Below are 17,913 nucleotides of genomic sequence, written 5' to 3'. Positions count from 1 at the left end.
CTGAATTATTGTCTCTGCCCAAAACTCAGCATTTATCATTGGCTATGCGAAGTGAGTTTTCCTAATCGCTCAAATATTTAACCAATAGCTCATTATTTGATCAATTAGGGAAACACGGTTTGCACCCCCTTCACGGTTTCGGTTGATTTGTTTTCAAAAGAATCTGCTGTATGGAAAAGAAAAGATTCAGGATAGCTGACTCGGGCCTCAACAGGAAGAAAGGACGTGTGATGGTCAGTGGAATTAAGCTGGAAAACTTCAATGAGAATCCGGTCATGCTCTTCAACCACAAGCGTGGTGAAGTGATCGGCTACTGGGAGGATATCACCAAGGAAAACGATGAGATGTATGGCTCCCCGGTCTTTGCCAGCACACCTGAGGCTCAGAGAATCAAGCAGCTGGTGGATGATGGGGCGATCAGGGCGGTAAGTATGGGAATTGATCCTATTGAGTTGTCCGATGACCCTAAAGACATCCTGCCAGGACAGCAGTTCATGTCCATCATGCACAGTGAGCTGATGGAGATTTCATTCACAGACATTCCCGCCTATGCCAGTGCCGTAAGGGTTTACTCGGCAGACGGTGGTGAGCAGGATATTCCAAAACTTAATCCCAATAAAATGGACATCTCAAAATTCAATACCGCATTGGGGCTTGCCGAGAATGCAAGCGAAGCCGATGCCCTTGCTGCCATTGAAGCGCTGACAGCGGACAAGAGCAAGGATACCCTTTCAGCCATTGCTACCAAGTTCAGCCTTGAACAGGTCAGTGAGGAAAGCATCAGCTCCCTGCTGATGGGTGCAGCCGGTTCAGCAGCCGAAGAGTTTGCCGTTTCCCTTGGCTTGGAGAAAACAGCCACTGAGGAAGAGGTAAATGCAAAGATTGAAACCTTCAAGGCACTTGAAAGCAAGAACACAGAACTGGAGCAGAAGCTACAGGGCTACAATGCCCAGGTAACCTCCTTGCTGGAGAAAAGCCAGCAGTACAATGCCGAGAAGGCAAAGGAGACAACAGAGCAGAAAGAGGAAGGTCCTAAGACGCTCACCTACTCTGACAAGCTTCTTAAAAGAGTCATGCAATTCACAAACTAAGTAAGATATGGCGATCACGATCAACAATACGAATTATGCAGGCGAGGCGCTGATGAATTTCCTCACGCTCGCCACCACGTCCTTCTCCACAATGGAAAAAGGATTGATGGCGGTACAGGGTGGCATCAAGAAAGAGCTTGAAATCCCGACCCTGAAAGTGGAAGGTTTTATCCAGGCACATCAGGAAACCCCTACCCATTCAGGGGCAATTGATGTGGATGCCCGCAAGCTGACCCCAAAGGACTTTATGGGTTATCTGGAGTTTAACCCACGCAAGTTTGAAAGCCACTGGATGGCGGTGCAGATGAATCCCAAGCTTTTGGATGCCGAACTTCCTGTAACAGCGGAGTCAGCCATCATCCAGAAGATCATTGAGGAGAACAAGGCTTATATGGACCTGGCTATCTGGCAAGGAAAGTATGATGCTTTGGCCGTTACCGATGCCATCACCAATGGTCTGGCTCCGGGAGCCAACAACCTGATCTTTATGGATGGCTTCCTTACCAAGATGCTGGCAGATGCAAAGGTGACCAAGATCGCCACACCGGTGGTGCTTGATGAGACAAACATCTTCAGCAAGTTTGACGCGGTGAAAAAGGCCAGAAGGACTGCCCTGAAAAGCAACCGAAGAGGCTGTTACCTGGTCAACCCAAACACTGCCGAAATCTATGAGAATGCACAGCAGGCACAAGGGTATAAAGGTGCCAACGTGACCGATGCAGGCAAGATGACCTATGGTGGAAAGCCAGTCGAGGTGCTTGACGGCTTGCCGGATGACACCATCCTATTCACGCCATGCGGCAACACCCTTGGTTCCAACCTGTGGCTGGGTGTCAATGACATCGATGAGGAAACCTACCTGAAGCTGATGCAGTTGCAGGCCAACTCAGAGCTGTGGTTCATCAAGATGCTTTTCAAGATCGATGTCAACTACGCATTTGGTGAAGATGCGGTGCTTTACACCACCTTCTCCTGATCTGTGGATTTTCTAGGCAAACAGTGGGGAGGGTGATAGCTCCCCGCATTTTTATCACCCCAAACCCATACAAGTAAAATGGCTACATCAAGTAAAACACAGACGGCAGCAAAAGCCGAAGAACTGAACGAGCAGGAACCTGCTGCAGCAGTGAAAAGACCGACGGAGAAACAGGTGAAAGAAGCCCTGACAGAAGAGCAGAAAGAGCAGGTGGAAGCCCTTACCGAGAAGGGCATCAAGAAACTCTTCTTCTCCCTGAAAGAGAATAAGGTGGAATGGTATGCAAGCGAGGCACACGCCAAGCAGGCAACCAAAGGTGCTTATGTTGGACTCAGCACCCAACTGTAATGAAACTTCACCCACAGACTAGGAAAAAGGTCCTGCTGGTGGAGGGTGTCACGGTGGAAGGTCAGGAAGTGTATCGCTTTGCCGATGCGGCAGACCTGCCCGAGACAAGGCGGATGTTCTTTTCGGACTTCTACCGTGACATGCAGAATGGGCTGAACCCAGAGGAACTTTCCAATTACATGGATGCCATTGTACAGGCGGCAAGTGTGCATGACTTTGGCAAGGTGGTGCAGCTCTCCCAGATGGTCAAGGACATCTCCCTAAACTGCCGAAGCACGGACAGCCTTTACCGGATGGCATCGCTGTTCTATTTCACACTGGAGGAAGATATCTCGGATTACGACTTCACCATTGCCGAAGAGAAGATCAAGGCATTCAAGCAGGTGCCGGCATCCGATTTTTTTTTGCCACACCTCTTAAAGCACTTGGACATGTATCAGAGTTCATCGCTGGAAGTTATCCAGCGTTCTTTGAAAGTGTCGGAGGCGAAGGCGATAACCTACAGGGAGTTGTACCTCCGTCTGACAGGTGGGCGGGAACCTGGTACCGCCATGAGGAAAAACTCTTCCGGATGACCGGAGGGGACCAGACCAGAATCAGGGAAATCAAGCTGATGAGTGCCGAAAGGTACTGGCACTACATGCAGCTGACAAGGGATGCACAGGAAGAAAAGAAACGATAGTTAGGTGGCAGTAAAGGAAACATTCAATCTCGAATTTGCGGAGTACAAGCAGTTCCTGAAAGTCCTTGAGGATGTCAGTCAGGAACTGGGTGTGGTACAGAAAGACCTCGATCAGGTCAAGCAGAACGCCAAGCAATCCGGGCAGGAAGCCAAGAACAGCTTTTCAGGAATCAAGGGTTCCGGTGATGAGCTGCTGGGCAACCTTGGTCAGGTGGGTGGCAAGATGCTTGACCTGAAAGGCGCTGCCCTGCAGTTCGGGAAAGTGAACATGTTTGCCGCTGCCGTGACTGGAGCTGTATTGCTTGGCCGTGAACTCCAGCAGCTGGCAAGCCAGTACAAGGCACTTGGCAAGGATGTACAGTTCTTCACTGGTGCACAGGGCAGTGAGCTGATCAAGCAAACGGCTCAGGTCAAGGCATTGTCTGACACCTACGGCAAGGACTTCAAGGAAACGCTACGCTCTGTCAATGCACAGGCTAAAAACTTCAAGGTATCCTTTGAGGAGGCTTTTGTATCAGTCAGGCGTGGTTTTGAAAATGGGGCTGATGTGACAGATGAATTCCTGCAACGAATTGAAGAGTATGCACCTCAGTTTGCCAATGCAGGATTTGCACTCAATGACCTGATCAGCATTGCCCAGACCGAGGCACAGGAAGGCGTTTGGGATGATAAGCTGCTGGATTCCGTGAAGGAAATCCAGCTCTCACTCCTTGAGTTGACCGATGTGCAGCAAAAGGCTTTGGCTCCTTTGGGGCAGGACTTCACAGACAGGCTTTTTGCTGGGCTTCGTTCGGGTACCATCTCCGTGAAGGAAGCGATGGCCCTGCTCAACAAGCAAATCAAGGAAACCAACCTGTCAGTAGACCAGTTGCAGACCCTAACAGCTGATATTGGCAAAGGTGCGACTGAAGATATTGGTGGACTGGTTCGGGTACTGGATCTGGTGGAACAGTCCAGCAAGAATGCCAATGAGCAGATGGGTTACACCACTGACGAGACAAAAGACTTGACAGATGCTACCATCGACTTGGAAACTGCCACTGCTGAGCTTGCCAAGGAATTGGGCTTTTTGGATGACTGGGCCAAAGCCACAGAAACCATGTGGACAAATTTCAAGACATGGGGAGTGGAGGCATTCACGGAGCTGATCAAGCAGGCAAAACGTTGGAGACTGGTCACTTTTGGCGATGCTGAAGACAAGGAAAGGCTCAAGCAAATGGAGTTGCAGGATCGGAAGGAGCAACTGGAGAAGCTGACCTATCTGGAATTGCAGGAGCAGAAGAAGTTAGCAGACCAAAAAGCGGATATCCAGTATAAGCGTGGAGACAGGAAAATGGAGGAGCGGTTCCGGAAAGAAGCGGAAGAGTATGCAGCCGAGATCGAGAAGCGAAAGAAAGCAAGTGATGACTACTATGCGGCAGAAGCAGACAGGAAACTAAGGGATGATGCAGCCAAGAAGAAAAAGTATGAGGAAGAATTAGCCAAGATACAGGCTGAAAGAGCTAAAAAAGCCGCTGAAGATACCGCCAAAGCCAAAGCTGGTGCAGACAAGAAAGCCGCCGAGGAGGAAAAGAAGCGATTGAAAGAATACCAGAACGCAGTGCAGGAGGCACAACTGGAATACTACGGGCAGGAACTGGAAGCCAAGCGGGCATACCTGAATGGGGAGATTGAACTGGAAGAACTGCAAAATGAAATCATTGCCGGCATCAGGCTTTCAAGGGCTGAAAGGCTGGCAGAGATCGCAGAGGAATACGGGCAATCGGACGGAAGCGAAAGGCTGGACACGATGGAGGCAGAGCTGGAACTGACCGAGGCACAGCTGGAAACAGACGAAAGGCGTGCAGAACTGAAAGAGGAATACAACAAGCTGCTGGAGGAGGAAAAGGAACTGATGGAAGAGATCAACGGCTCCCACGAGGATGCTGTGGATGGGTTCCTGCAGGCAGGTGATGCACTGGCTCAGATGTTTGAGAACGGTGAGGAAGTGGCCCGTGCGTTCGGGGCAATGCAGCAGGCGTTTTCCGCCTTTATCCAGATCAAGGAAGCCTTTGACCAAAGGGAACTGCTGATGTCACAGCTGAAGGAAGTGCAGAAAAAGAAGGAGGCTGCTGCTTCCACCGCTGCGGCAAGTGCCAAGGCGGCAGAGGGTGCAGCAGAGCAGGCAAAGCTTCCGTTTCCGGGCAATATCGTGGCAATTGCCTCAACTGCTGCCACCATCCTTTCGGTACTGGCAAGCTTGAGAGGATTTAACGATGGCGGTTTCACTGGATCCAATGCCCTTTTCACGGACAACTACGGCCATGGCGTGGTAGGCACGGTTCACAAGGATGAGTTTGTCTTCACCTCTGAGAAGACCCGCAAGCTGCTACCTGCCTTTGAGGCTATCCATACCGGAAAGGTCAGCGATGAGGCAGTGATGTCACTGGTGACAGGGGAAGAAGCCGCCCGGAACAGGCTACAGGAATATATGGTAGCCGTCAGCAGCGGAAACACCAATGTCACGATTGACAACAGGGACACCGCCAAGGCAATAGAGAAAGGGTTCCAGAACCTTCCTTCCATGCTGGTACTGCCGGACAGGGACAGGATGTGGACAGCACTTTCCTACAAGAACAGCAGGCAGGTAAAGATGAACGCCAAACACAGGTTGACATGATGGATTTTACACTGACATATGACGGGGTAACCCAAACCGTGGAAGACCCTCGTGGCTGGGATGAGCTGGTGATCTCCCTTGAAAGGGACAAGAGCACCCATGGCGTTTTCTACTCCTTTCTGGAAACGGAATTGGGCTTTATCGGTCAGGGCAGGAAGTTTTTACGCAATGCCCTGAACTTGGAAGGAATCGATGCCCAGGTGATGCTGGAGATCAAAGAAGATGGCTCCATACTCTATGACGGACTGGTGGACTTTTCCACCTACACGGATGACGGGACCTTCTTTGAGGTCAGCATAGAGGAAAGCTCTTTCCGCCAGATGCTGAAGGCTAGGTTCAAGGACAAGGTTCAGGTACCGGACAGCTACCAGTCAGCCATTGAGCTTCACAGCCGGGTGCTGGAACTGGAAACCGTCTTTGAGGCAACTACCTGGATACAGATCAGTGGAGGGGAAGCCCCGCACCTGGACTTGGCCAAGGTCAAGGATGAAATGCTGCTCTATTCCCCAGTGAAGTATGACCCGCTTGGGAGCGATGAGTATACAGCCCCTTCCTTGAGGTGCCAGGAAACAGAGCAGGAAGGGTACTGGAAAATAACGGTGGAGTTCTACAAGGTCCGCCATGATGCGGAAGGCTATATCAACTTCCATATCCTGGACTTTGACGGGGGTTCTTCCAATGACAATCAGGACTTCAATATCTATACCTATGACGAGCCGGGCACAACAGATATCCTTGTGCCCTATATCAGGTGGGAACTGGACAGCGTCTACATCAAGAAGAACTGGAATATCATTGTTTCCACCGGTTCCCTGACCTCCTTCCAGCTGGCAAGGATCACCGTCAGGCATTCCTATCCGGTGGAAAGCAGTGTCAACCGTTTCTTTCAGATCGGGGATGCCATGAAGGGGGTTTGCGAGCAGATCTTTGGGCAGGCAGGAATGTTCACCTCCGAGGCACTGGGCACAGGAGGGGATTTTCAGTGGTACGGGCTGATGTCGGGGTTTATGGTCCGCAATTTCCCTGCAGTGGACAAGCCTTTCCAAACCTCACTCAAGGAACTGTTTGAGGGTGCCAGCGCCATTTTCTGCCTTGGGTTGGGTATCGACAATGGCAAGGTGGTGGTGGAAAGGATGCGCCACTTCTATGACAAGTACACCACAGCCCTGACACTGGACTATGTAAGCATAAAGGAAGAGGTGGCAGAGGAACGCTACTGGAACAATGTGAAAGTCGGTTACCAGAAATACTATGAGGAGGATGAGCCCAATGCCAATGACCCTATCTGTGGGGAGCTGGAGTATACCACCCAGCTGCTGGCCATAGAAAATGAACTGGACATCAGGAGCAAGTTTCTGGCAGACCAGTACATGCTGGAGGTGACCAGAAGGAAGCGGTATGAGAATGAGGACACCAGCCCATACAAGCACGACAAGGAAACCTTTATTGTCCACTACTACAAGGGCGAAGATGATGGCTTTTACTCAGTGGCAGGCCATCCGGATGGAAGGCTGGTGGACAAGGTGCTTTCACCTGAAACGCTCTACAACTTCAGCATTATCCCATGGGAAAACCTGAGAAGGTGGCTGGACTTTATCAAGTCAGCATACCTGAACCGAAGCAAGAACATCAGGCTGATTTCCCATGAGGGCAATATCGAGATGCGGGAAGACCTGCTGGTCAAGACCAAGACAGACCAGCCGATGTCCCCATACAATGCAATCTTCCAGCCGGTACGCTATACGGTGGAAAGCCCGATGAACCGGAGCCAGCTCTCACAGGTGGTGGCAGGCAAGTACGGGGTGGTCAGGTTTTCTGAAAGCAACCAGGATCACAAGGAGGGCTTTATCGAGAAGGTGAAGTTTGATGCAGGAAAAGGAATGGCGACCCTACAACTGATTGGTCTATGAAAATATTCAAGGGAAATGCATTGAGGTTCAGGACACGGGACAGCGGCGAAAAGCTGTATGTGGAGGAGGCGCAGTACGATGTGCTGCATGCCTGGTACGAACAGCCTTGGATGCAGGGAAAGGATGTGTTTATCGCAGCGGGCTTTTTCCCTGAATCCGAGACGGAAAACTTCTATGCCTATCTGGTGGACAGTGACTATACGGTACTGGAGGGTAAAGCGCTTTCTGCCGGCGTGGACTACAGCCTTTTCACCAAGGGGGATTACCTCACCATCAACGAGGAAGGAAGGGTGGTGATCACCAAGGACAGTTACTCGGTGGGGGCAACAGCTTCCGGCTGGGTGGCGGAAAGCGAACCCATCACCTTCTCGGAGCCCGACCTGCTGGAGGTGACCTATTACAATGACCCGATTCCATCGAATCCCTACAGCGTGATGCCGTACTACTTTGACAATTCTGCCAACCAGTTCCAGAGCAGGATTTACATGCCCGCTAGGCTTGTCAATGCGGATATGGGAGAGGAAACGGAAAGCTACACCGACAGCAAGGGCAACCTGCTGAACGTGAAAACCGGCACATGGAACCAGCTTACCCTGCAGACAAGACCCATGCCGGCATGGATGCACGACAAGCTGCAGATAGCCATGATGCACAATGTCTTTGTGATTGACGGGGTGCAGTATGTCAGGCAAGGCAGCTACAGCCGCAAGCATGAGGATGACAACTATTCGCTGTTCACCGCTGAGGTCGAGCTCAGGGTGGCAGACAGTTACCTGGAAATAAAGTATTAACCATAAACCTTTTAATAAATGGCAATTATCACAAAATACACCTCCTCTTCCGGCTTTGTGGGAGCCAATCAGGCATGCGGTCTGTCCCACGGAAAGATTGCATTCCTGGTGGTGGTTCAAGGGGATGCCAAGGCGTGGGACATGGCGGATGCCGCACTGTGGAAGACTAAGATGGAGGATGGCACGATCAAGACCATCTTCAAGTGCCGTGGCAATCTGGCGGCTGGTTCCACCTCCACAAAGCAGGCATCAGGCACAAGGTCTGACCAGAACACGGGAACGGCTTTCTCCCATCCGGTCATCATTGACAACTATGAGAATGCCATGGGGATCCTGAACCAGATCTGCCAGCCATGCGCCAACTACGGGGCCATACTGGTATTCAAGGACTATACCGCTGCCGTGATCCTGGACAACACCGATGAGCAGAACTTCCTGCCGGTGCGCTACGATTTCAACGGCCAGTCGGAAGGTTCCGAAACATCGACAAGGGAGGCATCAGGCACGGTGAACTGGACAGCCCTGCACAAGGAGTTCTACACCAAGGTACCTTCAGAGGTATTCCTGAGCCCTGCAGCTCCTTCAGGCTTGGTATCCGCCAATGAGGATGCAGACAGTTTTGATTTGACCTTTGATGCTGTGGCTGGAGCAACCCAGTACCGATTGGATGTGGCCACTGACCTGGCATTCACCAGCAAGGTCGTAGGTTTTGATGACAAGGTCATCACCTCTTCGGGAAGCGTAACCGAAACCACCACGGTGGATGGCCTTGCCGCTTCCACCAGCTACTTTGTCAGGGTGAGGGCAGTGAACGGGGCAGGCACCTCTGCCAACTCGAAAATCATTCAGGTATTGACCACTGCCTAACCAGCTATGATGTAGCCTGTAAGCCGTCTCGCCTCCTGGCAGGCGGCTTTTTTTTCTTTGCCAAAACAAGAGAGAAACCATGCCTAAGATTATACAAGGAAAACCGCAGAGTGCCCAGCATGACGGAAAGTGTGAGGCGCTCAGGGCCAAGATTACCCATATTGCCATTGTCAGTCCCAGTGCCATCCTGCGGGATCCGATCGAGCCGGAAAACATGTACCTCGACCGGGAATCCACCGATGTGCTGGAGATCATGGAGGTGGCGGGAGAGCTGACCAGCAACCCCTTTGAGATCGGGAAAAAGATTGCCTATGGGGAGTTTGTCTGTGAGTTCTCGCTCAATCTTGAAGCTGACTACACCAACCTGATCAACTACCTGAACTATACCCGTGAGCAGTTCAGTGCCGTATTCGTGACGCAGGACAAGACCGCCTACTATTTTGGGGAGGAAACTGCCTACCAGCCCATGAACTTCAAGCTCAGGAAAGCCATCCCAAGGGGCAATGCGGAACTGGGGGAAATCCTTGGCACCATCACCTGTAATGCCTTTTCCTGCTCCATCCAGAAAGGGGTGAAACTGGCAAGCTTCAATGTCACCACACCTGACCTGATTGTCAAGGCACAGTATCCGGAAAACCTTGTGGTGGAGGGAGGTAACAACCTTTTGGTGCAGAAAGGGGAACTGACCTATATCTATGCCATGGATGGCAAGAGTGCCATCACTGCCTTGCGCTTCAGTGAAGCCTTGGTGGAAGGGAATGTACTTTTGGATGACAGCTGGACAGGCCTTCAGGCAGTGGAGCTGAAGAACGGCAGTGACCTGAACCTGACACTGGGCAGCTTTATCCGGAAAGCGGGATTTACCCTTGATATGACCAATGCCATCCTGACAAAGGATAAGCTGCTTTCGGTTTTGCAGCAGCTGGATCTGCGGGGAGAGGATCTGACCTTTACGGGACGTACCTTTAAGATTGGGGTCATTATTCCGGACTCAACAGACAGCAGCGATACACAGGAAGGTTTTCCATTGATACCTGGTCAGGAGCCTGACCAGGCATGTATTGACCTGATGACCAAATTGGGTGGGCCAAACTTTGATGGTAACGGTGAGGGTTGGACCATCACAACGGCTACTTACCTATTGGGTATAGTCTATATGAAGGGTGGCATGTATGATATGCGGAACTGCTTTTCCCAAAACTCAGGGGAAGGGCTGATCATCACCAAGGGGCAGTACAATTCCTATCAGTTCAATATTACGAACAGGAGCAACTGGGTAGGTCTGGACGGTACAAGGCTGGAGTTTTACCATACGGAGCCTGCTGCCATTGTCAGGCTTAATATGCGCAAGCTTAGGATGACAGTTGCGCCACAGTTTACACAGGTGGTTTTCGACAGCTCCATGCGGGTAATACTCAGGGACACTGACCTTAGCATCCTGGACATGATTACACAGATTGAGCAGGGTGACGTGACAACAGGGACTGTGGTGCTGGACTTTATGGCGCTTTCACAAGGGATTGACGACAATGTCACGGAAGCAACGGAGCAGTTCTATGATGATACCGGCATTGAGATCATGCACCCCAAGTTTGAGGAGGTTTTCACGGACAATGGAGGGAATGACTGGGTGAATGGGGGTTCGATCTGGCAGAGCATCCATGAGGCCATCACGGATATCGTTTCCTGCTTTATTCCAAACGGGAATGCAAACCAAGGCTCAAACAGTTGGCAGGAAGCCGCCGACAAGTACAAGGGGCAAGACACTTGCACCCTGGACATGAGGGATGAGATCAACAACCTGGTAGAGCCTTTCAGGTGGGCACGCTATGTTTATTGTGATGCCAGCCCGACCAACAAGATGTACCATTATACCCGCAAGCTCACGGATGTAACCGTGTTCAGGGGAAATGATGCGATAACGCAGGGCATCACCCCAGAGCCGTTAGTGGTGCCAAAATTTGGCACGCTGGACTTTATGAGGGCATCGATCAGGGGATACAAGCCGCCCAACAACCAAATGACCATTGACTTTGGGAATGTGGACCATGTGGAGGAGCTGTGGCTGATGCCTTTCTCCATGATCAGTGATGCTGCTGCCAGGGTGAACATCATCAACCTGAAGTCCCTGAAATACTTTGAGCCTTGGGCACAGATGTACTTCAGCCCCTTCTGGAATGATGCAGGCTTTGACAAGTCCTCGCTGGTGGAGTTCAGGCGTGGCGCATATGGAAACTCGATTATCGATTCAGGGTATCAGGGACTGGTGTTTGATAACTTCCCAAACCTTGAAGTACTGCACCTCAACAGGTATCTGGAATACTATTTCAGGGCCTCCAACCTGCCAAGCCTCAGGGAGCTGGTCACCCCTAAGAGAATGGACCAGAACGGTTTTAACGGGTTGCAGGGAAATACGGACTTCATTGTGGATATGGCCTCGATCAACAAGGATAACCTGGAGGTGTTCAATGCTTCCGGAAACATGCCCACCAGTATTGACCTGTCAGGCAATACCTCACTGAAAGAGTTGGGACTGGATTTGTGTGATACCGAAACGGTACTCTACAATACCGATTCACTGGAGCGGCTTATCCTGAACCAGGACGATAGGCGGATGTTTGGCAGCCTGCCTGTACAGCTGAACAGTGTTGTGCCGAACCTGATCAACTTCCCGTCCCCTTCAATGAATTACATCGCTTTGACTTCCTATGAGCAGGATAATTCAACGACGGTATATGCTGACTCTGTTGGTTACTGGGAGGACCTGCTGAACATGGCCTTTTCAGCCAATGCAGACAAGAACACGGTAAAGGATGTTGTCTTGAGTGTTGGGTCTGGGGGGTACTTTATTAGTGATGGGGCAGCTTTTATCAACAATGTGAAGGTTGCTTGTGAAAGGGATTGGATTTCTGCAAATGTGCATGGGGTTGACATGACATCAGTAAGCCCTAACCAGTATTCAAATACGCTCTACATAAGAGGGGATGTGTTCTATGTGGATAACTACCCGCAGTCTCCAAGGTACAAGAAATACAGCATGAGCGATCTAAGTTTTATCTCCAATGCTTCCAATACGAATATGTCCAACAGGTAATAGAAAAGCCTCCCATCACCGGGAGGTTTTTTTATGTCATGTGTTTTTCATAGAAACATAGATGTATGCAAATAACACTGTTGTTGAGTAGGGAAGAACCAAAGGGTTATGAAGTTCGGTTTATTGGGTAGGACGTCTTGTACTGTATGATATTAAGAAAGGGGATATTCAGTGTAATGTTAATGAACGTCCCTTTAATGTCCCTGATAAAACTAGAAACACTTAAAATGGTATTGTAATCGCATGTTTTAATAGGGTCTGAATAATTGGACTTAAACAGTTTTTAATACAATTGGCTAACGAGGGGAGAATCTGTTGAAAATTTTTTCCACTGTATTTCAAGAAATTAGCGATAAAGTGCATTTTTTGCTGCAAAAACGTATTGTATTAAAGATTTAACCTGCTACATTTGCATTGCAATCAAACGGAAAACACGCCGCTTGACGGTCCTATAGCTCAGTTGGTTAGAGCATCTGACTCATAATCAGAGGGTCACTGGTTCGAGCCCAGTTGGGACCACAATATTTTAGAATAGACGTTTAATCAACGTTTTAGAGCATTTAGAAGCACCACTTGAAATTACTCATGTGGTGCTTTTTGCATTTAACTGATTTTTTTTCAGTTGATTTACCTCCGAGGCCACCCTTAAGGGCGCACTTTTTTTCGAGGGCGCACCACATTTTTTAAACAATTTTTTGCTAACAAAACAATCAAAAGATGCCCAATCTATTTAAATCTAGGTTTGTATTCAGAGCCAGTAAATCCAATAATGGTTTTGGAACACTATTTATTCGTGTAACGGTCAATGGTCAGAGGGCTGCCAGCAAGCCCAGTACTGGAGTTAAAGTGCTTAAAGAAAATTGGGACTCAACCAGTCAGAGAATTATCAAAGGGAAAAAGAAGGAGGAGGTTAATAACTTACTGTCTTCTATTGAAAACAGGCTGTTTAGAATAATGACAAGACTAAATGACCAGGGGAAGTTTACAGCAGATGAGGTTTTGCAGGAGTACCATTTGGACTATAAAGAGATCGTGTTTGAAGATGTGATTGAGAATTTTATGACCTATAAAGCTAAAAGGGTTAAGCTTGTAACACTTCAGACACTACAAAAAAGATGGAACTCACTTAAAACAATAATGGGAAAGGATATTAAGCGGCTTTTCAATGAAATTGATGAAGCTTACTTAATGAGAGTATATGAAAACCTGATGGATAAAGGAGACTCCCATAATTATGTGTGTAGAATAATTGAATTAGTAAAAGCTGCGTATAAATATGCTGTACGGGAAAAAGTAATTCGGTATAGCCCTGCCGAAAACCTTGAACTAAAGCGAATTGAAAATAAGAATATCAAGTATCTGACTATTGAGGAGTTATATTTAATCATAAACCATGAATACCTTTCTCCAACTACTCAAGAAGCGGCAGATTTCTTTTTATTTCAGTGCTTTACCGGATTTCATTACAATGAGGTATTGAACTTTGACTATGACAAAGATGTGATTTGGGACAGTGAAGTAGGAGAAATGATCTTTATGGAACGAAGGAAGACGGAGTTTTATAATCCAATGCCAGCCCGTTTGCCTTTACTTGCTGAAGCAAAAAAGATTCTTGAAAAATATGATTATAATCTTCCTATACCATCTAATCAGTATTATAATAAATCCTTGAAAGAAGTTGCTTATTTGGCAGGGATTAGAAAGCCAATTTCAACAAAATGGGCAAGATCTACATTTGCAACCTTATTTGCTGAACTAGATATACCAATAGAGACATTAAAAGAGGCTTTGGGTCATGGGTCAATTCGTATTACAGAAAAGTATTATGTGACAGTGCAGAATCAAAAAATTATGAGAGATATAAACCAAGGAGCCCAAAGGCTAAGGAATAGATTTTCAAAAGTGGCAGGGCATTAATTATTAATAATCTTTATAGTAAATATTATATAAATATATAATTAATTAAAGGGCAGTTTCGAGGGGCTTTTTCTCTTAACTGCCTTTTTTTTAGTTTTTTAGGTTAGAAAATGTTGTGATGCTTTATGTTGATAACTTTTTCAGGTGTTGATAAGTAGGGTGATTTCTGTTGGTAAGTGGCTCCACTTAGAAAATGATGCCTTGTGTCTCAAGAATGAAAAATGGTTCGACTTAGCAAATGTTTCATATTGAATTTATTATTTTGAAAACCTTATTAGATACTTTTTCTAAGTCAATTTTTTTGTAAAACCTAAAATAATTTATGATGAAAAAAACGATCTCATTTTTTCTGTTATTGGTCACTTTTTTAATGTTTAGTTGTTCTGAAAGTGAAACAGAGCCAACAAGCAACATTAACTCTCAAAACAAAGACATTCGATCTCAAATCTTTAACACTAATTGGCCTAATACAACTCCAGATAAAGCGAATAGTATTGTCAATTTTTCAGCTGAAAAGATATATGATAACATATGGATTTATGAAGATGAAGAAAAAAGGTATGCAGGGGAAATTGGCATTGGAGACTATGGAACCTTGGATGATTTTTCATATTGGGAATGGTTTAACCCATCAGAGTTGTCAGAGTTGAATGAAGCTTATCAACTTTTTGTAGAGTTGTATTTGAATCCTAATGAAAAAAAATTAGGAACCAGTTACATTATACAACTTGGTGATGAGGTTATTTCCAATGTAAATACTGAATCAGTGATGGGGGAAATTATGTTAGGTAAGAGTCTAAAATATGAATGGGATAAGGGTGAGTATTATTATTTGTTATTCTTAGATGAAGAAAATGGAAATATAGAGTATTCATTTGTTTACCGTAGAAAGTAAACTTTGTAGAAATATAGAAAAACCCCGTCTGGATGCCAGACGGGGTTTTTTAATTAACCTAATTTATTAACCCATTATCAATCAAAACCTTTATATCATTTTGTTACTATGATTGTCGATTGTTTGCTAAATTTACAAACAATGAATAAATTATCAACAGGTTAAGGACAAAAAGTATAATTTTTTGAGAGATTATAAATATTTCATTGGTATTGATCCGGGAACAGATACTGGACTTGCCGTTTGGAATGCAAGCTCCAAATCTTTTGAGAAGATCGAAACAAAGTCAATTCATCAGGCTTTTGAATTGGTGTTGGAATATAAAGGCAGGGATGTGTTTGTAATTGTTGAGGATGCTTCAAAAAGAAAGTGGTTTGGTGATAATGCAGAGGAAAAGAAACTGGGGGCAGGGTCGATTAAAAGGGACTGTTCAATATGGAGGGATTTTTTAAGTGACAAGGGGATTGACAGCCTTTTTGTTCATCCAATGAGAGGAGGTACCAAGATTGATGCAAAAAGGTTCAAGGCTATAACAGGATGGGGCAAACGTTCAAGCCACCACGCTAGGGATGCAGCCATGTTGGTTTATGACCGCAAAAGAATATGAGTAAACATCCGCTTCTAAATAATCCACATGTGGAAAAGCTTATTGAAAACATGGATGCAGATGTATTGCCTGTTTCTCTTGATAAGCTTATTCCAAATAAGGAATACAACTACCCGAAAGTACATCTACGTTTGGTCCAGCTTGGAGAAACCGAGTTGGACTTTGCTGAATTTGCCAAACTTGCTTCCAAGTTTGGATACAGTTTTACGCCTGACCTTTACAAGATTTGGAGGACAGAATAAACTAAACTACAAACACCTTCCTATGAATGAGTACAGACTTGTCTATTACCAGCAACCGGAAAGAATGCCGGACCTTGAGTTTGATCCTTTTTCGCTTCGTAAACATTTTGATGTTTATGCGGAGGAGTTTTATGAAATGTTTAACCAAGAAATTATTCATCAGCGTGCGGGCGTGGTACTTGACCATGAGGTGGATATTATGGAGCGGCTGAATACATGGGAAGCATCAGAAGTGTGGGGCAGGGTACTGAGCATGAGTGAGGGGGAATGGATTTGTTTTACCTCTCACTACTTGAAGAAAGAGAAAGAAGCGATAGAGTTTGAGCCTGACCAGGCGCTGCTATTGGCTAGGGTTGAGTTTTTGATTGGGAAAGATAATTACCAGTTCTTATCTGACTGTTGCCGGAAAAGTAGTAGGGAGGTAGCGAGAAAGTATGGTATGGATGCCAGTAATGTCAGGAGAAAGAAAAGCTCACTTATGCGAAAGGTTGGAGAGTATAAGAACGTGCTTCAGGGTTAAGATATGCAATGATTATTTGGTTTTAGTTTTTAGCTATTTGTTAAAGGTGCATCACTTTTTTGATGCACTTTTTTTATAGGTAAAAACCAAACATTCATAATACATATGAAAATCAAACTGACACTTGAAAAAGTATTGGCACTGTCTCAGGCTTTGAATCAACTCAAGCATAAGGGAAGCATCTTTCATGTAAAGGTTTACTTCAGGCTTGCCCAGCTAAAGACCAAAGTGGATGAGGTGGTCAAGAGCTTTGACGAATCAAAGGAAAATCTGCTACGCAAGTATGCTGAGTTGGATGAGAATGGAGAAGTGGTTACATCCAATGGAAACGTACCAGTCTTCAAGACAAAGAAGGATGAAGCTGCAGTGGAGAAGGAATTCAAGGAGCTGAGAGAAACGACTCAAGAGTTTACATTTGAAAAGATCAAGCTTTCTGATTTTGGAGATAAAGAGGTTGACTTTTCCATTATTGATGGGCTGCTGCCAATCATAGATCAGGATTAAGTTATGCATGAGTTTTTTAAACAGTTCTTTACAGCTGATTCCCTGAAAGGTTTTGTGATTGAAAGAAGAGTTGTGTCTGTTAGCCGTGGTAAAAAGAACTTACTCGGAAGGTGTAAGTCAATCAAGGTAGACACTCATGAGTTGGTGTTCAGGTCATGGCTGGGTAAAGGTCGTGAGCAAACAGCCTTGATGATATTTGTGGTCAGCACAATGATTAATATGCATGGCAAGAAGACTCCCTAAGCGTAAGCAAAAGCCAACCATCAGGCAGAAGATCAACAGGAGGAAAGCGGATCAGGAATATAGGGAGCGACATTACAGCCAAGTAAGGGAGAAGGAGAAGGTTAGGGAGAAGACACGCAAGCCATCCAAAGCATGGCTACAGGCTCAGGAGTTCTATATCACCAACCAGTGGCGCAATGCAAGACAGCTGATCATAGAGAATGATAGGTTCCTGTGTCTTGTATGCTTATCGAGAGGTGAGCTGGTGGAAGCGGGTGAGGTTCACCACATCATAACAGTGTATGATTGTTTCAAGTCTGGTGAGCTATCGTTACTTATTGATCACACCAACCTGATCAGTCTATCGATTGCAAGCCATGAACAGGTGCATGAACTCTACAGGATCAACAGCAGGGCAAAACAAAAGGTACAATCCTTTCTGGTGGATTTAGCTACAGAAATGCGTCAGTTTTTATTAGAAAATGAGCTCACGATAACAAACCTTCATCTGGCTGCCAAGATAGGTGAGTCAGTCAGGCAGAAACACAAAATATACCCCCCTAGGTGATTTTTTGGCTATATGAGAGG

At 46.7% G+C, this 17,913-nt stretch carries 17 protein-coding genes and 1 tRNA gene; all 18 read left to right on the top strand.

Annotated elements, in window-relative coordinates; genetic code table 11:
- Window positions 1-170: 170 nt before the first annotated feature.
- The 18 genes from V6R21_RS20285 (at window position 171) to V6R21_RS20200 (ending at window position 17,893) form a co-directional block, all read left to right on the top strand.
- Window positions 171-1,091, top strand: coding sequence for an HK97 family phage prohead protease (locus V6R21_RS20285; RefSeq protein WP_334245382.1), 921 nt, complete (start codon window positions 171-173; stop codon window positions 1,089-1,091).
- 91 nt (window positions 1,092-1,182) lie between these two features.
- On the top strand, window positions 1,183-2,067 hold the full coding sequence (locus V6R21_RS20280) for a hypothetical protein (RefSeq protein ID WP_334245381.1): 885 nt from the start codon (window positions 1,183-1,185) through the stop codon (window positions 2,065-2,067).
- Between the two features lie 78 nt (window positions 2,068-2,145).
- On the top strand, window positions 2,146-2,415 hold the full coding sequence (locus tag V6R21_RS20275; protein ID WP_334245380.1) for a hypothetical protein: 270 nt from the start codon (window positions 2,146-2,148) through the stop codon (window positions 2,413-2,415).
- Window positions 2,415-2,990 carry a hypothetical protein gene (locus tag V6R21_RS20270; RefSeq protein WP_334245379.1) on the top strand — a complete coding sequence of 192 codons (576 nt, stop codon included), beginning with the start codon at window positions 2,415-2,417 and terminating at the stop codon, window positions 2,988-2,990. Before V6R21_RS20275 ends, V6R21_RS20270 begins: the two co-directional genes overlap by 1 nt.
- A gap of 111 nt (window positions 2,991-3,101) precedes the next feature.
- On the top strand, window positions 3,102-5,756 hold the full coding sequence (locus tag V6R21_RS20265; protein ID WP_334245378.1) for a phage tail tape measure protein: 2,655 nt from the start codon (window positions 3,102-3,104) through the stop codon (window positions 5,754-5,756).
- The gene (locus V6R21_RS20260) at window positions 5,690-7,666 is read left to right on the top strand and encodes a hypothetical protein (RefSeq protein WP_334245377.1); all 1,977 of its coding nucleotides are present in this window, start codon (window positions 5,690-5,692) and stop codon (window positions 7,664-7,666) included. Before V6R21_RS20265 ends, V6R21_RS20260 begins: the two co-directional genes overlap by 67 nt.
- Window positions 7,663-8,457: a hypothetical protein gene (locus V6R21_RS20255; protein WP_334245376.1), complete on the top strand. Its 795-nt coding sequence runs from the start codon at window positions 7,663-7,665 to the stop codon at window positions 8,455-8,457. Before V6R21_RS20260 ends, V6R21_RS20255 begins: the two co-directional genes overlap by 4 nt.
- Window positions 8,458-8,475: 18 nt before the next feature.
- A complete protein-coding gene (locus V6R21_RS20250) occupies window positions 8,476-9,324 on the top strand; it encodes a fibronectin type III domain-containing protein (RefSeq protein ID WP_334245375.1) in 849 nt (282 codons plus the stop codon).
- Between the two features lie 79 nt (window positions 9,325-9,403).
- The gene (locus V6R21_RS20245) at window positions 9,404-12,418 is read left to right on the top strand and encodes a hypothetical protein (RefSeq protein WP_334245374.1); all 3,015 of its coding nucleotides are present in this window, start codon (window positions 9,404-9,406) and stop codon (window positions 12,416-12,418) included.
- A gap of 445 nt (window positions 12,419-12,863) precedes the next feature.
- A tRNA-Ile gene (locus V6R21_RS20240) sits at window positions 12,864-12,937 on the top strand.
- Between the two features lie 198 nt (window positions 12,938-13,135).
- Window positions 13,136-14,335, top strand: coding sequence for a site-specific integrase (locus V6R21_RS20235; RefSeq protein WP_334245373.1), 1,200 nt, complete (start codon window positions 13,136-13,138; stop codon window positions 14,333-14,335).
- Window positions 14,336-14,657: 322 nt separating this feature from the next.
- A complete protein-coding gene (locus V6R21_RS20230) occupies window positions 14,658-15,230 on the top strand; it encodes a hypothetical protein (RefSeq protein ID WP_334245372.1) in 573 nt (190 codons plus the stop codon).
- A 184-nt stretch (window positions 15,231-15,414) separates the two neighbouring features.
- The gene (locus tag V6R21_RS20225) at window positions 15,415-15,837 is read left to right on the top strand and encodes a hypothetical protein (protein WP_334245371.1); all 423 of its coding nucleotides are present in this window, start codon (window positions 15,415-15,417) and stop codon (window positions 15,835-15,837) included.
- A complete protein-coding gene (locus V6R21_RS20220) occupies window positions 15,834-16,079 on the top strand; it encodes a hypothetical protein (RefSeq protein ID WP_334245370.1) in 246 nt (81 codons plus the stop codon). The genes V6R21_RS20225 and V6R21_RS20220 overlap by 4 nt, the downstream gene beginning before the upstream one ends.
- Window positions 16,080-16,101: 22 nt before the next feature.
- Entirely contained in the window at window positions 16,102-16,599 is a 498-nt protein-coding gene (locus V6R21_RS20215; RefSeq protein ID WP_334245369.1) for a hypothetical protein, read from the top strand.
- Window positions 16,600-16,704: 105 nt separating this feature from the next.
- A complete protein-coding gene (locus tag V6R21_RS20210; RefSeq protein WP_334245368.1) occupies window positions 16,705-17,103 on the top strand; it encodes a hypothetical protein in 399 nt (132 codons plus the stop codon).
- 3 nt (window positions 17,104-17,106) lie between these two features.
- Complete coding sequence (locus V6R21_RS20205) at window positions 17,107-17,346, top strand: hypothetical protein (RefSeq protein WP_334245367.1); 240 nt, start codon at window positions 17,107-17,109, stop codon at window positions 17,344-17,346.
- Entirely contained in the window at window positions 17,327-17,893 is a 567-nt protein-coding gene (locus tag V6R21_RS20200) for a hypothetical protein (RefSeq protein WP_334245366.1), read from the top strand. The genes V6R21_RS20205 and V6R21_RS20200 overlap by 20 nt, the downstream gene beginning before the upstream one ends.
- Window positions 17,894-17,913: the final 20 nt, after the last annotated feature.

This window comes from Limibacter armeniacum (assembly GCF_036880985.1).
Classification (GTDB): Bacteria; Bacteroidota; Bacteroidia; order Cytophagales; family Flammeovirgaceae; genus Limibacter; species Limibacter armeniacum.
The sequence above is the reverse complement of the archived record's forward strand: the minus strand, read 5'-3'. Positions and strand labels throughout refer to the sequence as shown.

What these genes read in the sequence shown, in the direction of transcription:
- V6R21_RS20285 (WP_334245382.1), top strand. Translation starts at nt 171, where the DNA reads ATGGAAAAGAAAAGATTCAGGATAGCTGACTCGGGCCTCAACAGGAAG.
- V6R21_RS20280 (WP_334245381.1), top strand. Translation starts at nt 1,183, where the DNA reads ATGGAAAAAGGATTGATGGCGGTACAGGGTGGCATCAAGAAAGAGCTT.
- V6R21_RS20275 (WP_334245380.1), top strand. Translation starts at nt 2,146, where the DNA reads ATGGCTACATCAAGTAAAACACAGACGGCAGCAAAAGCCGAAGAACTG.
- V6R21_RS20270 (WP_334245379.1), top strand. Translation starts at nt 2,415, where the DNA reads ATGAAACTTCACCCACAGACTAGGAAAAAGGTCCTGCTGGTGGAGGGT.
- V6R21_RS20255 (WP_334245376.1), top strand. Translation starts at nt 7,663, where the DNA reads ATGAAAATATTCAAGGGAAATGCATTGAGGTTCAGGACACGGGACAGC.
- V6R21_RS20250 (WP_334245375.1), top strand. Translation starts at nt 8,476, where the DNA reads ATGGCAATTATCACAAAATACACCTCCTCTTCCGGCTTTGTGGGAGCC.
- V6R21_RS20245 (WP_334245374.1), top strand. Translation starts at nt 9,404, where the DNA reads ATGCCTAAGATTATACAAGGAAAACCGCAGAGTGCCCAGCATGACGGA.
- V6R21_RS20235 (WP_334245373.1), top strand. Translation starts at nt 13,136, where the DNA reads ATGCCCAATCTATTTAAATCTAGGTTTGTATTCAGAGCCAGTAAATCC.
- V6R21_RS20230 (WP_334245372.1), top strand. Translation starts at nt 14,658, where the DNA reads ATGATGAAAAAAACGATCTCATTTTTTCTGTTATTGGTCACTTTTTTA.
- V6R21_RS20220 (WP_334245370.1), top strand. Translation starts at nt 15,834, where the DNA reads ATGAGTAAACATCCGCTTCTAAATAATCCACATGTGGAAAAGCTTATT.
- V6R21_RS20215 (WP_334245369.1), top strand. Translation starts at nt 16,102, where the DNA reads ATGAATGAGTACAGACTTGTCTATTACCAGCAACCGGAAAGAATGCCG.
- V6R21_RS20210 (WP_334245368.1), top strand. Translation starts at nt 16,705, where the DNA reads ATGAAAATCAAACTGACACTTGAAAAAGTATTGGCACTGTCTCAGGCT.
- V6R21_RS20205 (WP_334245367.1), top strand. Translation starts at nt 17,107, where the DNA reads ATGCATGAGTTTTTTAAACAGTTCTTTACAGCTGATTCCCTGAAAGGT.
- V6R21_RS20200 (WP_334245366.1), top strand. Translation starts at nt 17,327, where the DNA reads ATGGCAAGAAGACTCCCTAAGCGTAAGCAAAAGCCAACCATCAGGCAG.